Annotated in this window: 17 protein-coding genes; 3 read left to right on the plus strand and 14 right to left on the minus strand. The window is 65.2% G+C overall.

The features are described from left to right. Positions 1 to 164: 164 nt before the first annotated feature. Positions 165 to 1679, minus strand: a complete 1515-nt coding sequence (locus HHL22_RS02160) for a helix-turn-helix transcriptional regulator (RefSeq protein ID WP_169529326.1) — start codon at positions 1677 to 1679, stop codon at positions 165 to 167. A 308-nt stretch (positions 1680 to 1987) separates the two neighbouring features. On the opposite strand from HHL22_RS02160, the gene pckA reads away from it, so the two are divergent. Beyond that, on the plus strand, positions 1988 to 3625 hold the full coding sequence (gene pckA, locus HHL22_RS02165; protein ID WP_241737944.1) for a phosphoenolpyruvate carboxykinase (ATP): 1638 nt from the start codon (positions 1988 to 1990) through the stop codon (positions 3623 to 3625). A gap of 109 nt (positions 3626 to 3734) precedes the next feature. On the opposite strand, the gene HHL22_RS02170 is transcribed toward pckA, so the two are convergent. Continuing rightward, a complete protein-coding gene (locus tag HHL22_RS02170) occupies positions 3735 to 5000 on the minus strand; it encodes a competence/damage-inducible protein A (RefSeq protein WP_169529328.1) in 1266 nt (421 codons plus the stop codon). 112 nt (positions 5001 to 5112) lie between these two features. On the opposite strand from HHL22_RS02170, the gene HHL22_RS02175 reads away from it, so the two are divergent. Continuing rightward, on the plus strand, positions 5113 to 5922 hold the full coding sequence (locus HHL22_RS02175) for a DUF4197 domain-containing protein (RefSeq protein ID WP_169529329.1): 810 nt from the start codon (positions 5113 to 5115) through the stop codon (positions 5920 to 5922). A 91-nt stretch (positions 5923 to 6013) separates the two neighbouring features. Here HHL22_RS02175 and HHL22_RS02180 read toward each other — a convergent pair whose 3' ends face one another. From HHL22_RS02180 to HHL22_RS02220, 9 genes are all read right to left on the minus strand, one after another. Beyond that, positions 6014 to 6376: a hypothetical protein gene (locus tag HHL22_RS02180; protein ID WP_169529330.1), complete on the minus strand. Its 363-nt coding sequence runs from the start codon at positions 6374 to 6376 to the stop codon at positions 6014 to 6016. A gap of 128 nt (positions 6377 to 6504) precedes the next feature. Beyond that, entirely contained in the window at positions 6505 to 7143 is a 639-nt protein-coding gene (locus HHL22_RS02185; RefSeq protein WP_169529331.1) for an ABC transporter ATP-binding protein, read from the minus strand. Positions 7144 to 7210: 67 nt separating this feature from the next. Next, entirely contained in the window at positions 7211 to 8017 is an 807-nt protein-coding gene (gene lpxA, locus HHL22_RS02190) for an acyl-ACP--UDP-N-acetylglucosamine O-acyltransferase (protein WP_169529332.1), read from the minus strand. A 115-nt stretch (positions 8018 to 8132) separates the two neighbouring features. Next, on the minus strand, positions 8133 to 9530 hold the full coding sequence (locus HHL22_RS02195) for a bifunctional UDP-3-O-[3-hydroxymyristoyl] N-acetylglucosamine deacetylase/3-hydroxyacyl-ACP dehydratase (RefSeq protein WP_169529333.1): 1398 nt from the start codon (positions 9528 to 9530) through the stop codon (positions 8133 to 8135). 157 nt (positions 9531 to 9687) lie between these two features. Further along, positions 9688 to 10728: a UDP-3-O-(3-hydroxymyristoyl)glucosamine N-acyltransferase gene (gene lpxD, locus HHL22_RS02200; protein WP_169529334.1), complete on the minus strand. Its 1041-nt coding sequence runs from the start codon at positions 10726 to 10728 to the stop codon at positions 9688 to 9690. 157 nt (positions 10729 to 10885) lie between these two features. Beyond that, positions 10886 to 11236 carry a low molecular weight protein tyrosine phosphatase family protein gene (locus HHL22_RS02205; RefSeq protein ID WP_169529335.1) on the minus strand — a complete coding sequence of 117 codons (351 nt, stop codon included), beginning with the start codon at positions 11234 to 11236 and terminating at the stop codon, positions 10886 to 10888. A 15-nt stretch (positions 11237 to 11251) separates the two neighbouring features. Next, complete coding sequence (locus HHL22_RS02210) at positions 11252 to 11455, minus strand: YqaE/Pmp3 family membrane protein (RefSeq protein ID WP_169529336.1); 204 nt, start codon at positions 11453 to 11455, stop codon at positions 11252 to 11254. A gap of 82 nt (positions 11456 to 11537) precedes the next feature. Then, entirely contained in the window at positions 11538 to 12965 is a 1428-nt protein-coding gene (locus tag HHL22_RS02215; protein ID WP_169529337.1) for a DEAD/DEAH box helicase, read from the minus strand. 173 nt (positions 12966 to 13138) lie between these two features. Beyond that, complete coding sequence (locus HHL22_RS02220) at positions 13139 to 14146, minus strand: YihY/virulence factor BrkB family protein (RefSeq protein ID WP_169529338.1); 1008 nt, start codon at positions 14144 to 14146, stop codon at positions 13139 to 13141. 127 nt (positions 14147 to 14273) lie between these two features. Between HHL22_RS02220 and HHL22_RS02225 the strand changes: the two genes are divergently transcribed. After that, positions 14274 to 14837, plus strand: coding sequence for a DUF2062 domain-containing protein (locus HHL22_RS02225; RefSeq protein ID WP_169529339.1), 564 nt, complete (start codon positions 14274 to 14276; stop codon positions 14835 to 14837). Between the two features lie 128 nt (positions 14838 to 14965). On the opposite strand, the gene HHL22_RS02230 is transcribed toward HHL22_RS02225, so the two are convergent. From HHL22_RS02230 to HHL22_RS02240, 3 genes are all read right to left on the minus strand, one after another. After that, complete coding sequence (locus HHL22_RS02230) at positions 14966 to 15925, minus strand: enhanced serine sensitivity protein SseB C-terminal domain-containing protein (RefSeq protein ID WP_169529340.1); 960 nt, start codon at positions 15923 to 15925, stop codon at positions 14966 to 14968. A 264-nt stretch (positions 15926 to 16189) separates the two neighbouring features. Then, positions 16190 to 16645, minus strand: a complete 456-nt coding sequence (locus tag HHL22_RS02235) for a c-type cytochrome (RefSeq protein ID WP_169529341.1) — start codon at positions 16643 to 16645, stop codon at positions 16190 to 16192. A 6-nt stretch (positions 16646 to 16651) separates the two neighbouring features. Next, positions 16652 to 17350 carry an SCO family protein gene (locus HHL22_RS02240; protein ID WP_169529342.1) on the minus strand — a complete coding sequence of 233 codons (699 nt, stop codon included), beginning with the start codon at positions 17348 to 17350 and terminating at the stop codon, positions 16652 to 16654. Between the last annotated feature and the right edge of the window lie 14 nt (positions 17351 to 17364).

Consider the following 17364-nt stretch of genomic DNA (forward strand, 5'->3'; position numbering starts at 1 on the left):
ACTTAGAGGTAAAAAATAAGGACGTTTCCCCGGCCCTAAGCAAGGTAGCCAGCAGAAACGGTTGAGCTTAACACAAGTCGTGCCAGCTTGCCGGGCCTGCCAGGTGGGCGGGTTGCCGCGCTCATACGCAGCCCATACCGCGCAGGTTATAGCCGCATTGGGGCCTAGGCATCCCCTAGGCCCTCGCCCCGCACCAGGGCCTCGACGGCGGCCTCGAAGGTGGCGCGCTCGGCGGCGTGCTGCGCCTGGGTGGGCGGCGCGGCGCGCACCGTGCAGTCGGGCAGCAGGCAGCGCTCGCAGGTTTCGTTTACTACCACGCTGGCCAGGGCTGGGTCGGCCAAGAAGCTGACTTGCTGGCGCAGGTTGTCGTCGCAGCGCAGGCCCACGGTCACGCTCATGGCCGGCTCGTGGGCGGCCCCCACGCGGGCCAGCGACAAGCACAGGTACTCATCGGCAGTGCCCAAATACTGCGAGCGCTGGGCGCCGGGCAGCACCAGGGTAGTGCCGGCCGAAAACGCATTGGCGCGGCCCTCGGCCAGCAGGCGCAGGCCCACCCAGCGGCGGCAGTAGTGCTCGTGCAGGCCGCGCCCGTGCGAGCGGTGCCGCCCGCCCAGGTGCAGCTGCTTGGTGAGCTTGTACGGGGCGGCCACCGTAGCCTGGTCGAAGCGCAGAAAAAATACGTCGCTCAGATGGAAGTGCTTGGGCAGCAAGGTGGTGAGGCGCTGCATCAGTAGCTCGGGGCTCACGGCGTAGCGCGCCAGCAGGGCGGGCAGCGCCGCCGGCTGCCAGGTGGGCGCCGCCAGCAGCGCGCGCAGGTCAGGCACCAGCTGCTCCTCGGCCAGCAGCAGGGCACTGGCAAAGTAGGAGGCCTGAAAATTGTTCAGCGCCTCCTCAAACGAGCGCACTTCCAGCGGGTTAGGGCTGGCGTAGTGCCGCTCGGTGAGGCGCAGGTACTGGAAGCCCAGCTCGCGGCCCAGCACAAAGTTTTGCTGGCCCCGGCTGAGGGTGGGCAGCAGCAGCAGCGTGTTGGTGGCAGGCCGAAACACCGAGCGCAGCCGCCGCGCCACCGCCACGGGGTGCGCGGCCAGCGTGGTGCGGTCGATGGTATAGCCGTACTCCTGGGTCAGGATGGCTTCGAGCGCGGCCGGGTCGGGGGGCGCGGCGGGGTCGAGCTGGTGGCGGGCTCCAAACGCCCGCGCCGCCTGCTCCAGGTCCTCGAAGTAGTTGTCGTGCATCTCCTGGTAGGCGCGCAGCGCGGCCACCAAAAACTGCTCTTGGCGCAGCTCGTAGTTGCGGGCAATCTCGATGAGCGTGCTGATAAAGGCCATCACCTTGGTTGGCGCCGTGGCAATCATGTCAAACAGCCGGGCCGGCTCCAGGCCGTACAGTTCCAGCGGAAACTCTTGCAGCACCTGCGACTGCAGCAAGTCGGCAATGGGCTCGAGGCGGCGCGGCAGCGTGGTAGCCGTCAGCTGGTCGTAGCGCACCCCTAGGCCCTTGCTGAAAGCCAGTATCTTATCGGCCTTAGGATACTTCTTGCCCTTCTCAATCTCGTTGAGGTAGCTCACGCTCACCTCGCAGCGGCGGGCCAGCTCGGCCGGGCTCAGGCCCCGCTCCTGGCGCAGCTCGCGCAGCTTCAGGCCAAAAATCAGGCGCACAATCTGGCCGTGGGTAAGCATGAGGGGTGACGTAAAACGGCCGGTTGCTCAGCCAGCGCATAAAAAGTTTGAGCAGCTAAAAAACAATAAAAAGGCCTTTGCTGCCACCGCAGACTACTTTTTGCGGCCGGGCAAAGATAAGGCGTCAAGGCGAATCGAATCAATTAGCGAAAATTCGCTAATTGATTCGATTCGCTGTCGTAAGTTTGCTAGCGTCCTCCGCTTATCCCACCCAGCTTGCGGGCCTTGGTCCTTTTTGCCAAAAGGCTCTCGCATTTTGATAGAAACACTTCGCCCACATCAGGTCACTTAGCCATCCCCTCATGCCTATGCGCCACGCTACCTCAAGCCGCCTGCAACCCTTAGGGTTCGCGCACCTTCCCCCGGAAGCTCACCTCAACCTGCCGCCCGCGGCCCTCGTGGAGGCGGCGCTGCGCCGGGGCGAGGGTACCCTCACCGATACCGGCGCGCTGATGTGCGACACCGGCCAGTTCACGGGCCGCTCGCCCAAGGACCGCTTTATCGTGCGCGATGAGCTGACGGCCGCTAGCGTGTGGTGGGGCGACATCAACCTGGCTTTTGACCCGCAGCAGTTCGACCAACTGCAGCAGAAAATGGTGGCTTACCTCGCGGGCAAGGAGTTGTTCGTGCGTGAGGCCTACGCCGGGGCGCACCCCGCCACCCAGCTCAAGCTGCGCATCGTCAATGAGCTGGCCTGGCACAACTTGTTCTGTTGCAATCTGTTTCTGCGGCCCGAGGCGGGTGCCGATACCAGCTGGGCGGCTGACTTTAGCATCATCTGCGCCCCTGGCTTCGAGGCCGACCCGACCGTGGATGGCACCCGGCAGAAAAACTTCGCTATTCTCAATTTCAGCAAAAAGGTGCTGCTGATTGGTGGCACGGCCTACGCGGGCGAGATGAAGAAGGGCATTTTTGGGGTGCTCAATTTCCTGCTGCCCACCCAGCACGATACGCTGCCCATGCACTGCTCGGCCAACGTGGGCGCCGCGGGCGATGCGGCCATTTTCTTCGGCCTCTCGGGCACCGGCAAAACCACGCTTTCCACCGACCCCCACCGCCACCTCATCGGCGACGACGAGCACGGCTGGCTGCCGGGCGAGGGTGGCCTCTTCAACTTCGAGGGCGGCTGCTACGCCAAGGTCATCGACCTGGCCCAGGAGAAGGAGCCGGAAATCTGGCAGGCCATCCGCTACGGGGCCATTGTGGAGAACACGCGCTTCGTGCCCGGCACCCGCACCGTGGACTACGCCAACAAATCGGTAACGGAAAACACGCGCACGGCGTATCCCATCGACTATATCCCGAACGTCGCCCGGCCTAGCGTAGGGCCGGCCCCTAGGCACATCTTCTTTCTCACGGCCGATGCTACCGGGGTGCTGCCGCCCCTGAGTTGCCTCGATAAGAGCCACGCCATGTACCACTTCCTGAGTGGCTACACGGCTAAGGTAGCGGGTACCGAAATGGGTATTCTGGAGCCGCAGGCCACGTTTTCGGCGTGCTTCGGGGCGGTGTTTCTGCCCCTGCACCCCACCCGCTACGCCGAGCTGCTCGGCCGCCAGCTCGATGAAAATCCCGCCGCGCAGGTGTGGCTCGTGAACACCGGCTGGACGGGCGGCGGCTACGGCGTGGGCCACCGCATGCAGCTGCGCCACACCCGCGCCTTGCTTACGGCCGTGCTCACCGGCCAGCTCGCCGAAGTGAAATTTCGTCCCCACCCGGTATTCGGGGTGCAGATGCCCGGCGCCGTGCCCGGCGTGCCTACCGACCTGCTCGACCCGCGCCGCACCTGGGCCGACAAAGCCGCCTACGACCAGGCCGCCGCTACGCTGGCGCGCAAGTTCGTGACCAACTTCGAGAAGTACGCCCCCGCCGCCAGCCCCGAAATACTGGCCGGCGCGCCCCTGCTAGCCAGCCCAGTGGCCGAGCCGGCGCTACAGCTGGCCTAGGGCTTAATGGGCCTGCAAAAGCGCCGAAAGAACTATAACTGCTATTCATAGTTCTGTCGGCGCTTTTGTAGACCCATCAGGCCCTAGGGGCACTTAGGGTAATGCATTTTCACACCTTTAGCAGGCTAGCTTCCTGGTGGCCGGCCAGCTGCTGCCACAGCAAAATGAGCACGGCCTGGGTGGTATACTCGATGTTGGTTTGGCGGCCGCGGTCAATGCTGATTTGCCGGCTTACGGTGCCGCTAGGGGTGGCGCAGGCGATGAAGATGGTGCCCACCGGCTTGAGGGGCGTGCCGCCGCCGGGCCCGGCAATGCCGCTGGTAGCCAGGGCCACGTCGCAGCCCAGGCGGGCGCGGGCGCCCTCGGCCATCTCGCGCACGGTGGCTTCGCTCACGGCGCCGTGGGTGCCTAGGGTTTCGGCATTCACGCCCAGCAGGCTCTCCTTGAGGTCGTTGTCGTAGGCCACCACGCTGCCCCGGAAGTAGGCCGAGCTACCCGGCACGCTGGTAAGGCGCTGGGACACGGCGCCGCCGGTGCAGCTTTCGGCGGTGCCGAGCTGCCACCCTTTCGCTTGCAGCAGCTGGCCCACCACTACTTCGAGTGGCGAGTCTTCCTCGGCAAAAATGTAGCTGCCGATGCGGGCGCGCAGCTCGGGCAGCAGGGCCAGCATGCGGCCGCGCAAGTCGGGCTGGCCGTCGGGCTGGCCAGTGAGGCGCAGGCGCACGCTGCCCAGGCTGGGCAGGTAGGCCAGCTTCACGTGGGGCGGCAGGGCGGCTTCCCAGTCCTTTATTTTCTCGGCCAGAAACGACTCCCCTAGGCCCGCCGTCATCACCACCACGTGCTCGATGGGGGCCAGGTCGAACTTGCGTTGCAGGCGGGGCAGCACCTCGTCCTGCATCAGGCGCTTCATCTCAAAGGGCACGCCGGGCATACTGATGAACACCGTGCCCTGGTCTTCCAGCCACATGCCGGGCGCGGTGCCCACGGCGTTGTGCAGCACCTCCGTGCCTTCGGGCACCAGGGCCTGCTGGCGGTTCACGTCGAGCATGGGGCGGTTGAAGCGCCGAAAAATCTCCTCCACGTGGCGCAGCGTGGGCTCGTGCAGCACCAGCTCGCGGCCGAAGTAGCGGGCCAGCACGTGCTTGGTCAAGTCGTCTTTGGTGGGGCCTAGGCCGCCGGTGGTCAGAATGACGCGGGCGCGCTGCCGGGCCTGGTCGAGGGCCGCCACAATCTCGTCGGCCTGGTCGCTCACGCTCGTTATCTGGCGCACGCGCAAGCCCAGGCGCCCGAGTTGCTGGCCCATAAAGGCCGAATTGGTATCGACCACCTGCCCGTAGAGCAGTTCGTCGCCGATGGTCATGATTTCAACGTCCATAAGAAGCGGGGCGGGAAATTTGGCAAGGTTTTGTAGGCACCTTTGCGCGGTAGTATCAGACAGCCGCACCGGCCATCTGGTTTGCTGGCTTGCGTTATTTCCTCTCTCCCTAATGAAAAATTTGCTACTCGCGGCCGCCCTGCTGGCTGCCGTTCCTGCCCTGGCCCAAACTAAAAAGCCGGCTACGACCAAAAAAACCACCAAAACCACCACGACCAAGAAAACTACTGCCCCGGCTAAAAAGACAACTACCACGACCAAAACCACCGCCGCTGCCGCCCCGGCGGCCCCCGCGCCCGCTCCGGTTCCCCTTACCCAGGACCTGGCCGCTTCCGGCCTGCGCGAGGCCCTGACCACGGGTGTCACCAAGGCCGTGCAGTTTGCTTCGGAGCCCGACGGGTTCAGCCTCAACGATGATATCCGCATCGGTTTTCCGCCCGACGCCCAGCTGGTAGCTACTACCCTAGGGGCACTGCCGGGTGGCAAGTTTGCCGTCGACCAGGTAACCAACCTGCTCAACCGCGCCGCCGAGGCTGCCGCGCCCCAGGCCAAAACCATTTTCCTGGATGCGGTGAAGAACCTTACCCTCACTGATGCCGTGGCCCTGGCCACCAGCAGCCAAAAAGACGCGGCCACCCAGCTGCTGCGCAAAAACTCGGAAGCGGCCCTCACGGCCGCCCTGCGCCCCAGCATCGTGCAAAGCCTCGACCAGGTAGGTGCCGAGGCCGCCTACAAAAAGCTTATCGACCGCTACAACAAGATTCCGCTGATAACGCCGGCCAAAACCGACCTGACCGATTACGTGACGGCCCAAACCGTGGATGGCCTCTTTATCCTGCTGGCGCAGCAGGAAGCTAAGATTCGCCAGAACCCGGCCGCCCAGACTACCGCCATTCTGCAGCAGGTATTCGGCCGGAAATAGTAATTAGTGATTAATAACAAATGCCGTTCTGATAAGCGCAAGGCTTGCCAGAACGGCATTTGCTATTAATCACTAATCATTAATTACTACCCTAGTAGTCGCTGTCGTAGTCGTCGCTGCGGCCACTGCGGCGCGAGCTGCCACCGCCATAGGCTTCCTCGTCGTCATCGTCGTCGCCGCCTAGGTCGTCGTCATCGTCGAGGCGGCCTAGGCCGCTGCTTCCGTCGGGGTCTTCGGCCGCTTCGGCAGTCGTAAATTCTTCCTCCGTCATGGAAGCCAGGTCCAGGGCCTCGTCGTGCGAGGAGCCCGTGTCGCGCCACATCAGGTAGTCGGCGTACTTGGCCGACAGCTGGTCCTCGCCCGAGCCACGGGTTTTGGCGCCACCCGAGCGGGCGTAAGAATCAAGGCTGTCGTCGTCGAGGTCGTCCTCGTCTAGGTTATCGTACTGTCTCATGGCCAATAGGGCAGTAGAAGGGTGAAGTAATAAGGAATATCCGGGAGCGGCGAAGATACGCGGCGCCCCGAAAATAGGTTAAGCCTGGCCGGAGTGAAAAGCAGCAACTAGGTGCGCTTGAGGGCTTTTTACTGAAAGTCGGTAATGCGCACGGCCGCCTCGCAGAAGCTGTACTCGGCCGGCACATTGGACGATACGACCACCACGCGCCCCGCATCGGCCCGGCGGGCCTCGGCCACTTGCGCCTGGTACCAGGCCGCGCCAGTGGCGTCGAGGTTGGTGGTGGGCTCGTCGAGCAGCAGCAGCGGGGCGGCCGCGTATAAAGCCAGCCCCAGCTTGAGGCGCTGCTTCATGCCCGACGAAAACGTGCGCACCGCCTGGTGCCGCGCCCGGTGCAGGTACATAATATCCAGCAGGTCGGCCACCGACACGCCCGCCCGCAGCGGCTTGAGTCGGGTATGGAAGGCCAGTAGCTCCAGCAGGGTGAACTCCTCGGGCAGCTCAAGATAGGGGGCGCAGTAGGCCAGCTGGCGCGGCATCTCGGCCACGGGTAGCGGCCGGCCGGCCAGCGCATAGCTCACCCGGCCCTCGGTAGGCAGTAGCTGGCCCGCCAAAATGCTGAGCAGCGTGCTCTTGCCGGCCCCGTTGGGCCCCAGCACCGCCGTGGCCGAGCCCGGCGTCAGGGTGCAGCTGAGGTGGCGAAATATCCACTGGCGGCCGTAGCGGCGGCCCAGGTCGTGGGCGGCAAGGTCAAGTGCGGGAGCCATTAGCTGCTTGCCGCGACACGGGCGCCCGCAGCTACTAGCTGGCGGCACCGGCCCACGGCCAAAAAAATTACTCGGCTTCCTCGCTTTTGCGGCGGCTAGGGCCCTTGATGATGCCCCGGTCGGCGGCGGCGGCCCGCACGAAGGTCACCACGTAGTCGCGCTCGGCCGAGGCCGGCACTTCGGCCTCAATGCGCCCTAGGGCTTCCTGCTGGGTGCTGCCGCTCAGGTACAGAATGCGGTAAAGCTCGTGCATGGCCAGGATTTGGGCTTCGCTAAAGCCGCGGCGGCTCATGCCCACCGTGTTTACCCCGGCGTAAGTGAGTGGCTCGCGGGCCGCTTTCACGAAGGGCGGCACGTCGGAGCGCACCAGCGAGCCCCCGGCAATAAAGGCGTGCGCCCCAATCTTGGTGAACTGGTGAATGGCCGTGGTGCCGCCAATGATGGCCCAGTCGCCCACCTGCACGTGCCCCGCCATCTGGGTGGCGTTAGAGATAACGATGTGATTGCCAAGCAAGCAGTCGTGGGCGATGTGCACGTAGGCTTGCAGCAGCACGTGGCTGCCCACCACGGTGCGCCCGCGCTCCACGGTGCCGCGGTTCACGGTCACGCACTCGCGCAGTACGGTGTAGTCGCCAATCTCGGCCGTCGTTACCTCACCGGCAAACTTGAGGTCTTGCGGCACGGCCGCTACCACCGCGCCCGGAAAAATCTGGCAGTGCGCCCCAATGCGGGCCCCGTTCATAATCGTGACGTTGGGGCCAATCCAGGTGTTTTCGCCAATCTCCACGTCGCCCGCGATGGTTGTAAACGGTTCGACGGTAACACCCGGCGCAAGCCGGGCAGCGGGGTGGATATGGGCGAGGGGGGAAATCATTTTTGGAAATTGTGAATTACAAATTATGAGTTGTGAATTACATAAGTACAGGTCAGGCAAGTGGTTACGCCGGGCACTAACTCATCATTCATTACTTCATGATTCATAATTAAAACTAAGCGTTTTCTTTTCTAACGATGGCGGCGCTCATTTCAGCATCGCACACCACTTTGCCATTCACAAAAGCCTGGCCTTTCATCTTGGCGATGCCGCGCTTGATGGGGGCAGTAAGCTGGCAGTGGAACACGATGGTGTCGCCAGGCGTCACGCGCTTGCGGAAACGGGCATTCTCAATGCCCAGAAAATATTGCCAGTAGTTTTCCGGGTCGGGCACGGTGTTCATCACCAAGATGCCGCCAGTTTGGGCCATGGCCTCAATCTGGAGCACGCCCGGCATGACCGGGTTGCCCGGAAAATGACCCTGGAAAAATTCCTCGTTCATGGTCACGTTCTTCACGGCCGTCACGGAGGTGGCATCCAAGTGAATCACCTTGTCGAGCAGCAGGAAGGGGTAGCGGTGGGGCAGCACCTGCATAATGCGGGTCACGTCCATCACCGGCTCGCGGGCGGGGTCGTAGGCCGGCACGGGGCTGGTGCGGTCTTCCAACATCTTCTTCTTGATGCGCTTAGCAAACGCCACGTTGGCGGCGTGGCCGGGCCGGGCGGCCAAAATCTGGCCCTTCAGCGGGCGGCCTACCAGGGCCAAGTCGCCCACTAGGTCGAGCAGCTTGTGGCGGGCAGGCTCGTTTTTGTGGCGCAAATCCACGTTGTTCAGGATGCCCTCCTTCTTCACCGATACCTTGGGCTTGCCCAGCATGGCAGCCAGCTCGTCCAGCTCGTGCTCGCCCACCACGCGGTCTACCACCACAATGGCATTCGAGAGGTCGCCGCCCTTAATAAGGTTCGATTTGTAGAGGTGCTCCAGCTCGTGTAGAAAGCAGAAGGTGCGCGAGCTGGAAATCTCATGCTCAAACTGCGCAATGTCGGTGAGCGTAGCGTGCTGCGAGCCCAGCACCGGCGAGTTGTAGTCCACCATCACCGTGAGGCGGTAGTCGGCCAGCGGCAGGGCGGCAATCTCCACGCCCCGCGCGTTGTCCATGTAGCGGATGGTGTCGGGTATCTCGTAGTAGTTGCGCAGCGCGTTCTGCTCCTCGAAGCCCACCGTGTGCAGGGCCTTGATAAACTCGGCCGACGAGCCATCCATGATGGGCGGCTCGGGGCCCGAAAGCTGAACGAGCACGTTATCAAGCTGCAAGCCTACCAGGGCAGCCAGCGTGTGCTCCACGGTGTTCACGCGGGCGCCGTTCTGCTCAATGGTCGTGCCCCTGGAGAGGTCCACCACGTTGTCCACGTCGGCATCGACCAAGGGTTGGCCGGGCAGGTCGGTGCGCTGAAACTTGTAGCCGTGGCCCACCGGGGCGGGGCAAAAAGTCATGGTGGCTTCTACGCCGGTGTGCAGTCCCACGCCCCGTACCGTCACAGGAGCCTTAATAGTATGTTGCTTATCGTTCATTCTGTAGCCGTTAGCTGCTAGCAGGGACCTTTAAGCGGCCCTTAGCTGTTAGCTTTTTGAAGAGGGGAGTGCCTGACTGCCTGCTTGAACAGGGCTAACAGCTAAAGGCCGCTTAAAGGCCTCTGCTAGTAGCTAACAGCTCAAACGAGGTGCAAAGCTAGGACTTTTCGGGCGCTGGCGCGTTTTTTTCGAGCGCCGCGACGCGGCGCTCCAACTCGGGCAGGCGGCGGTAGATGACGGCCGACCGCTGATTTTCGACCAGTGGGAAAGCCGGGTAGCCCTGCAGCACTTGTCCTTCCTGACGCACTGACTTCTGCAAGCCGGTTTTGGCGGCCAGGGTGGTGCGGTTCGCTATTGAAATATGGCCTACCAGGCCCACCTGGCCCGCCAGCACGCAAAACTCACCCACTTTCGAGGAGCCCGAGATGCCCGTTTGGGCCGCAATAACCGTGTGGCGGCCAATTTCCGTGTTGTGGGCTAGCTGCACCAGGTTGTCGATTTTGGCCCCCTGGCGCACCACGGTGCTGCCTAGGGTGGCGCAGTCCACGGTGGTGTTGGCCCCAATACTCACGTCGTCTTCCAGCACCACGTTGCCAATCTGCGGCACGGCCTTGTAGGAGCCGTCGGGCTGGGGGGCGAAGCCGAAGCCATCGGAGCCCACCACGGCCCCGGCCTTCACCACGCAGCGCTGGCCAATCACGGTATCGGGGTAAATCTTGGCCCCGGCGTGGATGATGGAATTATCGCCGATGCGCACCCGGTCGCCCACGTAAGCATGCGGGAAAATCTGCACGTTCTCGCCCAGCACGCAGTTTTCGCCGATGTAGGAGAAAGCCCCGCGGTAATGATTGGGCCCGATAGTGGAGCTTTCGCCCATAAAGGCGGGCTGCTCGACACCGCGCCGGCCGGTGCGGGTGGCCTGCTGGTAAAACTCGAGCAGTTGGCTAAAGCCCGAGTAGGGGTCGGCCACCCGAATGAGAGTGGTGGCCACCGGCTGCCGCAGCACCAGGCCGTGGCTGACAATGACGGCCGTAGCCCCCGTCGTGTAGAGGTAATGCTCGTACTTGGCATTCGCTAGGAAGGCCAGCGCACCGGAGCCGGCTTCCTCAATCTTTGCCAGACTGGCTATCTCGGCAGAGGCGCTGCCTTCGACGATGCCGCCGAGCACCTGCGCAACTTGACCAACGGTAAACTTCATAATTGAGGCAAAAGTATCGCAGATTTAACGGATTTAACAGATTGCGCCGATACGCCCGCTGCGCGGGCTGACTACGCGTTTGGCTAGAGCATTAGCTGCTCTACTCCCACGTAGCCAGTCCGCGCAGCGGGCGTATCGGCGCAATCTGTTAAATCCGTTAAATCTGCGGTTCTAAATAAGCGAGCAGCTGGGCCCGCAGCCGCGCCACCAACGCTGGGTCGCCGTGCCGGTACTCGTCGGGAATGCGCAGGTTGATGAGCGGCTTGCCGCGCAGGGCATCGCCAAACTTGGCGCGCAGGCGTTCCGCATGCCGCTTTTCCATCACAAAAATTACCTCGGCCCACCCCAGGTGCCCGGCCGTGACGCGCACCCGCGCGCCCGCCTCGGTGCCGGCCGAGCGGGCCTGCACCCTAGGGTGCTGGGCAAATAACTCTTCGGCCGTGAGGCTGCGCCAGCGGTTTTGGCTGCAAATGAACAGCAGGCGGGTGGGCAGCTCAGGGTCGGGCATGGCCGGCGCGCAGGGCTAGGCGCGGCCCTGGCGGGCCAGCACGCGCATGGTTTCGCGGTGGCGCTCCTCGGCCAGGTCTTCGCGGTACGAGGCCACGGCCCAGATGGCGGCCGGAATCCAGCCGATGAGCGTGAGGTGCAAAATGCCGCACACAAGACCCTTGAAGATGTGGCCGCGGAAAATCATGGAGATGCCGGGCAGCAAAATGGCGAACAGCATGGAGCTAGGAGATAGTCAGCTAAGTATATCGCAAAAGGTAGCTAAGCGTTACACGCCGGCAACACCCAGCGCGAGCCAGGGGCTACTCCACCTCCGTTACGCGCACTTTCACGCCTTTCACCTTGGCGCCGTTTAGCTTTTCGAGCAGGGCAGGGGCCTGCTGGCGCGGCACGGCCACGTAGCTGTAGAAGTCGAACACCTCGATGCGGCCCACGGCGTCGCGCCCTAGGCCCCCCACGTTCACGAAAGCCCCTACCAGGTCGTGGGCGCTCACCTTGTGCTTCTTGCCCGCCGTGACGTGCAGGGTAACCGTGGTGGGCCTAGGGGCGGGGGCCACGCTGGCGGGCGGCAGGGGCGGGGGCACCAGGCGCTTCCAGGTAGCGCCTTGGGCGGCGGGCCAGGCCTGCACCCGCGCCTGCTCGGGGGGGGTGGCCAGCAGGTGGGCCGCGCCGGCCTGGCCCGCCCGCGCCGTGCGCCCAGCCCGGTGCTGAAAGGTTTCGGCGTCGTGCGGCAGGTCGTACTGAATAACGGTATCGAGCGAGGGCACGTCGAGGCCGCGGGCGGCTACGTCGGTGGCTATTAATACCTGGGCCGAGTTGTTGCGCAGCTTCATCAGGGCCTTGTCGCGCTCGGGCTGGGGCAGCTTACCGTGCAGCACCTCGGCCGCCACGCCGCGCCCGCGCAGGAAGCGGGCCAGCTCCTGCACCCGCTCGCGCGTGCTGGCAAACACCAGCGCCTGGCCCGTGGCCGGCTGGCGCACCAGGTGAAACAGGGCGGCCGGCTTCTCTTCGGGGGTGCTCAATAGGTGGCCGTGCAGCGTGAGCGAGGCGGGCAAGGCCGCCGCGCCGCCGGCTTCGGCGGCGCCGGGCACCAGGCCGCCCTCGGCCGTTAGCAGGCGCGGGCGGGTCAGGTATTCGCGCACCAGGGCCATCACCTTGTCGGGCATGGTAGCCGAGAAGAGCAGCGTTTGGCGGCGCCGGGGCAGGCGGCTCACGATGGTAGCCATCTCCTGCTGAAACTTGAGTTCCAAGAGCTTGTCGGCCTCGTCGAGCACCAGCAATTTGAGCTGGTTGGGCACGATGTGGCGCTTTTCGAGGTGGTCGAGCAGGCGGCCGGGGGTGGCCACTACCACGTGGGGCGTCTGCTGCAAGGTTTTCACCTCGTCGCGCATGGGGTGGCCGCCGTAGAGCACCGCCACGCGCAGGCCGGGCAGCTGCTTGCCCAGGTTCTTGAGGGCCTCGCGCACTTGCAGGGCCAGCTCGCGGGCGGGCACCAGCACCAGCGCCTGCACGGCCGCCACGGTAGGGTCTACCTGGGCGAGGGCGGCCAGGCCGTAGGCGGCGGTTTTGCCCGAGCCGGTGGGGGCCTGGCCGGCTACGTCCTGCCCGGCCAGGGCGGGCGGCAGCACCAGCGCCTGCACCGGGGTGGGCTGGTCGAAGCCTAGGTCGGCCAGAGCCTGGAGGAGCGGGGCGGGAAGGCCGAAGTCGGCGAAGGAAGCGGAATCTTGCACCCCGCAAAGGTAGCGGGGCCGGCGCGGCGGTGGCCGCGGCCGCGCAGCTGCCTGGCCGCAAACCGCCCGGCCGCGGCCAAGCAGGCTTTTTTAAGCAAAGCACCCCTAGGGCCGGCCAGCTTAAAAAGACGGTGCGCAGCTAAAAGACCCTAAGCTTTTTAGGTAGCTGCAAGCTAGGCCGCGCCCGGCTCGCTGGCGGCTTCGGCGGCTTTGGGCGGGGCATCCAGGTCGTTGATGTTGACCAGGCGGTAGCGCACGGCCGACTTCTTGGGCCGAATATCCAGCCCCACGTGGTGGGCGTAGGCCCAGGTGTAGGCGGCGCCGAAGTAGAAAATCATGGCCGAGTAAAACACGAACAGCAGCACCAGCACCAGGCTGGCAGCCGGGCCGTAAATGGGCCCTAGGTCGCGGCTCACCAGCAGGTGGTCGAGCACCCACTCGCCCGCCCCAATGAGCAGGGCCGTGAGCAGGGCCCCGCGCCGCACCGCCCGCCAGGGCACCTTGGCCGCGCTGAGCGTGCGAAACACGAAGCCGCACCAGCAGCCCAGAATCAGCAGGCTTACTACCTCGTTGAGGGTGCGCACGGCGTAGTAGGCAAAGGTGGCGTCGAAGTCGGCGATGAGATCGGCGAAGAACCCTAGGGCCGCGTCGGTGCTGAAGGCCAGCACCGACAGTACCGCCGTGGCCAGCAGCACGCCCGCCGAGCGCAGGCGCTCGTGCAACGCCACCTTCACCTGGCTGACCTGGCGGCGGGGCCGCACGTGCCACAACTGGTTGAGCGAGTGCTGAATGACGGTGAACAGGGTAGTAGCCACGAACACCAGAAACCCGAATCCCAGCCAGGTAATGAGGCGGTTGCGGCCGGCGTTGGCTACGTTCACCACGGTTTGGGCCACCATGGCGGTGGCCGTGGTGCCGATGAGCCCGCCTAGCTTGCTCAGCAGCATGGCGCGGGCCCAACTGGTAGAGTAAACCGAGCTGAGCAGCTGCACCAAAATGATGAGGATGGGCGGCAGGGCAAACGAGGTGAAAAACGCCGTGGCTGCCCCCAGGCGCAGCGGGTCGTTGGCGGCCAGCTCACGGGCGGCGCGGCGCAGCAGCAGCCACTGCTCGAGCCACCACGGGCGGTAGTGCCCGGCCAGCGGCGCGGCGGCGGCAGAAGGAAGGGTAGGCGAAGCCATTAAGTAAACTTACGGGGGTGGCCGACAACATTCACGTCCCGAACGGGGTACAACGCGAGTTGGCAAGCCGACCAACGGGCAACCTCCGGGCGGGGCGGCTAGTTTCCGGCCGTGCCCTTTTTGCCTTATGCCCACTACCAGTATCTCCTCCGCCGGGGCTAGCACCGAGCCTACGCCGCCGCCCCGCACCTGGGTGCAGCGCCACCTGCTCGACCCGTTTCTGAGCTTGCTCAAGGCGGGCCTCTCGCCCGGCAGCCTAGCCCTGACGGTGGGCCTAGGAGTGGCCCTAGGGGTAGGTCCCACCCTAGGCTTCACCACCGCCCTGGCCGTGGCCGTGGCGCTGCGCCTGCGCCTCAATGTGGCCGCCATGCAGCTGGTGGTGCATTTGCTGAGCCCGGTGCAACTGCTGCTGCTGCTGCCGCTACTGCGCTACGGCGCGGCCCTGCTGGGCCACGGCGCGGCCGTAGCCAACCTCACCCTAGCCCAAATCGAGTTCATGTTGAAAAACGACCTGGGTCAGCTCTGGCGCCTGCTGTGGCGGGCCGAGCTAGGCGCGCTCGTGCTGTGGCTGCTGGGCTCGGTGCCGCTGGTGGCCGCCTGCTACTTCGGGCTGAAGCCACTCTTCAAGCGAGTGCTGGCGCGGCAGCAGGCGGGCGTGGTGCGCGACGTGGTAATTGAGCCTGCTGAGTAAAGTCGTAGATAATTACCTAAAACAGGCGGTCATGCTGAGCCCGCCGAAGCATCTCTACCGCGCCTCATAGTTCGGTAGAGATGCTTCGGCGGGCTCAGCATGACCGCCTGTTTTAAGTAATGATACCCCTAGGCCTGGTACACGGGCTGCACCTCGGGCTGGCGGAAGTAGGGGTTCACGCCCTCGTCCGAGTTCATATCCAGCAGCATCAGGTCTACGTGCTGGTAGGGGCCGGTGCGGCCTTCGAGGGCCGGGCCCAGGTCCTGCATAAAATCGGGATTCTGGTCGGTGCTCACGAAGCCGAGCAGCAGGCGCGCTGGCTCTTCGGGCGGGGCGCCGGCCAGCTGCATCTGGGCCAGGTAGATGGCCGCCAGGGTGGGGTGCGCGGCGCCAAAATCGGTCAGCGCATCGGTTAGGCCTTCGGGCAGCTCGGCGGGGGCGCTCAGGGTCACCTGGGCATCGGGGGGCAGGCCGGCTTGCTGGGTCAGTTCGCCGCGCAGCAGGGCTTCCAGCTCCTGCTTGGGCAGCAGCTTGCCGGCCGCCGAGAAGGGGTTCAGCACCGCCTCCTGGCCCGCCGTCATGCTGAAAAAGGCGTGGCCCGGAATCCACACCCAGCTCATGCCGCTGTGGTCGAGGCCGCCGTCGTTGAGGCGGTCGGGCGAGGTGAAGATGGGCAAGCGGCCATCCTGTAGCACTTGCAGCTGAATCTGCTGGCCCTCGGCCAGCTGCACTTCGCCCGGTGCCAGGCCTTCTTCGGGCGCCAGCACCATAATCACGTTTTCCTGCAGCAGCGCCTGATAAAAGGCGGGGCGGGCCTGCTCTTCGGTGCCGGCCAGCAGCAGCAGCTGCTCCAGCACGTTCTGGGGCTCGTAGGGCAGCTCGGGCACCGGCGGCGGGGCCGGCTGCTGAAACTGCGGCGGCATGGGCGGCACCGGCATGGGGGGCTCCGCGGGGGCCACGTAGTTGGAGCCCTGGTAGCGGGGACCGGTTTTGGGGGCGGGGGTTTCGCCCGCGGCGGGGGCAGTGGCGGGAGCGGGAGGCGTAGCCGGGGCGTCCGGCTTGTTTTTCAGAAAATCAAAAAGGCCCATCGGGTAGGAGAGGAGAGGATTCGGAACGGATAGCGGGTGCGAAGGTAGGGCGGCGCGGCAAGTGCTGCCTACCACTCGGTGCGCCTAAGTAGGTTTTTGGGCCGCACTAGGAGAAGAGGCCGCGCCCTAGGGGTAAGTTACTACAAAAGGCGCGCAAGCAACTGCGGCCGCCTGGCGGCGGTGCGAGCGGGCCACCAGAATAGCTGGTTTTTAACGACTTGCTGGCAGCGCAAGCAGTTGCTAGGCAGGCCGGCACCCCTAGGGCTACTGCCCAGGGCAGGCGCGCAGCAGCGCCTCGGTGCCGGCAATGGTGCGCGGGCCGCCGGGGCCGGGGTGGTTGCCCCAGTGGCTTTCCAGGTAGTTGAGCAGGTTGGTAAGCTGGGCGGGCGACAGCTTTTTGTGGGCCGCCGTGTCTTGCACGCCCAGCATCCAGCCGTCGTAGCCCACGCCGTTTACCACGATGGGGCCGCGCAGCCCGCGCCGGATGAGGCAGGGCAGCTCGGCCGAGTGGGTGGCCAGGTAGTCGGCGCCGGCCAGCGGCGGCACCAGCTGCCCCAGGCCCTGGCCCTGCTCGCCGTGGCAGCTGGCGCAGTGCTGCCCATACAGCTTCTCGCCCTGGTGGCCCTTATTGGTGAAGCAGCCCCCTAGGGCCAGCAGCCCCGCCAGCGGCAGGGCTTGCAGCCAGCGCGCCGTGGCGCGGGCAGCCGGGTAGTAGCGCATAGGCGGCTAGCGGCTGGCCGTGGCCGGCTGGCTGGGGCGGGCCTGCACCTCGGCCAGCAAAAGGGGTAGGTCGTGCAGCAGCAGCGCTATTTGCTGGGGATTCAGGCTGTCGTAGAGGCCGCGCACGTGGCCCTGGTCATCCACCAGCGCGAAGGTGCCGCTGTGGGCAATGCCGCCCGGCGCCGCCTTGTCGGGCATGGCCCCGGTGAAGTAGGCCCGCGCCAGGGCGTAGGCCGAGTCGCGGCTGGTGCGGGCAAAGCGCCAGTTGGCCCCGGCCGACACCGTGAGGCGGCGGGCGTAGTCGCTGAGCACCGCCTGCGTGTCGTGGTCGGGGTCGATGGTGTGCGACAGAAACACTACCCGCGGGTTGCTGGCGTACTGCTTATACACCTTCAGCATTTCGCCCTGCTCCTTGGGGCAGATGCCGGGGCAGGTGGCAAAGAAGAAATCCGTGACGTAGACCTTGCCCGCCAGGCTTTGGTTGGTGATGAGGTGGCCGTCCTGGTCGCGCAGCCGGAAGGCGGGCACCGTGGGGTAGCGCGTCAGGGTGTCGTGGCCCGGCACGGCCACGCGCTCGGCCTCGCCCAAGTAGGGCAGGCGGCCGGCGTTGGCCTCGGGGCCGGCCGACGCCGACGAGTTGCCGCCGCAGCTGCTTAGGGCCCCTAGGGCCAGCAGCGCGACGGGTAGCACATTGCGAAGTTTCATAAGGCAAAAAACCG

Source organism: Hymenobacter polaris (assembly GCF_012927305.1).
Taxonomy (GTDB): domain Bacteria; phylum Bacteroidota; class Bacteroidia; order Cytophagales; family Hymenobacteraceae; genus Hymenobacter; species Hymenobacter polaris.

What these genes read in the sequence shown, in the direction of transcription:
- HHL22_RS02160 (WP_169529326.1), bottom strand. Translation starts at nt 1,679, where the DNA reads ATGCTTACCCACGGCCAGATTGTGCGCCTGATTTTTGGCCTGAAGCTG.
- pckA (WP_241737944.1), top strand. Translation starts at nt 1,988, where the DNA reads ATGCGCCACGCTACCTCAAGCCGCCTGCAACCCTTAGGGTTCGCGCAC.
- HHL22_RS02170 (WP_169529328.1), bottom strand. Translation starts at nt 5,000, where the DNA reads ATGGACGTTGAAATCATGACCATCGGCGACGAACTGCTCTACGGGCAG.
- HHL22_RS02175 (WP_169529329.1), top strand. Translation starts at nt 5,113, where the DNA reads ATGAAAAATTTGCTACTCGCGGCCGCCCTGCTGGCTGCCGTTCCTGCC.
- HHL22_RS02180 (WP_169529330.1), bottom strand. Translation starts at nt 6,376, where the DNA reads ATGAGACAGTACGATAACCTAGACGAGGACGACCTCGACGACGACAGC.
- HHL22_RS02185 (WP_169529331.1), bottom strand. Translation starts at nt 7,143, where the DNA reads ATGGCTCCCGCACTTGACCTTGCCGCCCACGACCTGGGCCGCCGCTAC.
- lpxA (WP_169529332.1), bottom strand. Translation starts at nt 8,017, where the DNA reads ATGATTTCCCCCCTCGCCCATATCCACCCCGCTGCCCGGCTTGCGCCG.
- HHL22_RS02195 (WP_169529333.1), bottom strand. Translation starts at nt 9,530, where the DNA reads ATGAACGATAAGCAACATACTATTAAGGCTCCTGTGACGGTACGGGGC.
- lpxD (WP_169529334.1), bottom strand. Translation starts at nt 10,728, where the DNA reads ATGAAGTTTACCGTTGGTCAAGTTGCGCAGGTGCTCGGCGGCATCGTC.
- HHL22_RS02205 (WP_169529335.1), bottom strand. Translation starts at nt 11,236, where the DNA reads ATGCCCGACCCTGAGCTGCCCACCCGCCTGCTGTTCATTTGCAGCCAA.
- HHL22_RS02210 (WP_169529336.1), bottom strand. Translation starts at nt 11,455, where the DNA reads ATGCTGTTCGCCATTTTGCTGCCCGGCATCTCCATGATTTTCCGCGGC.
- HHL22_RS02220 (WP_169529338.1), bottom strand. Translation starts at nt 14,146, where the DNA reads ATGGCTTCGCCTACCCTTCCTTCTGCCGCCGCCGCGCCGCTGGCCGGG.
- HHL22_RS02225 (WP_169529339.1), top strand. Translation starts at nt 14,274, where the DNA reads ATGCCCACTACCAGTATCTCCTCCGCCGGGGCTAGCACCGAGCCTACG.
- HHL22_RS02230 (WP_169529340.1), bottom strand. Translation starts at nt 15,925, where the DNA reads ATGGGCCTTTTTGATTTTCTGAAAAACAAGCCGGACGCCCCGGCTACG.
- HHL22_RS02235 (WP_169529341.1), bottom strand. Translation starts at nt 16,645, where the DNA reads ATGCGCTACTACCCGGCTGCCCGCGCCACGGCGCGCTGGCTGCAAGCC.
- HHL22_RS02240 (WP_169529342.1), bottom strand. Translation starts at nt 17,350, where the DNA reads ATGAAACTTCGCAATGTGCTACCCGTCGCGCTGCTGGCCCTAGGGGCC.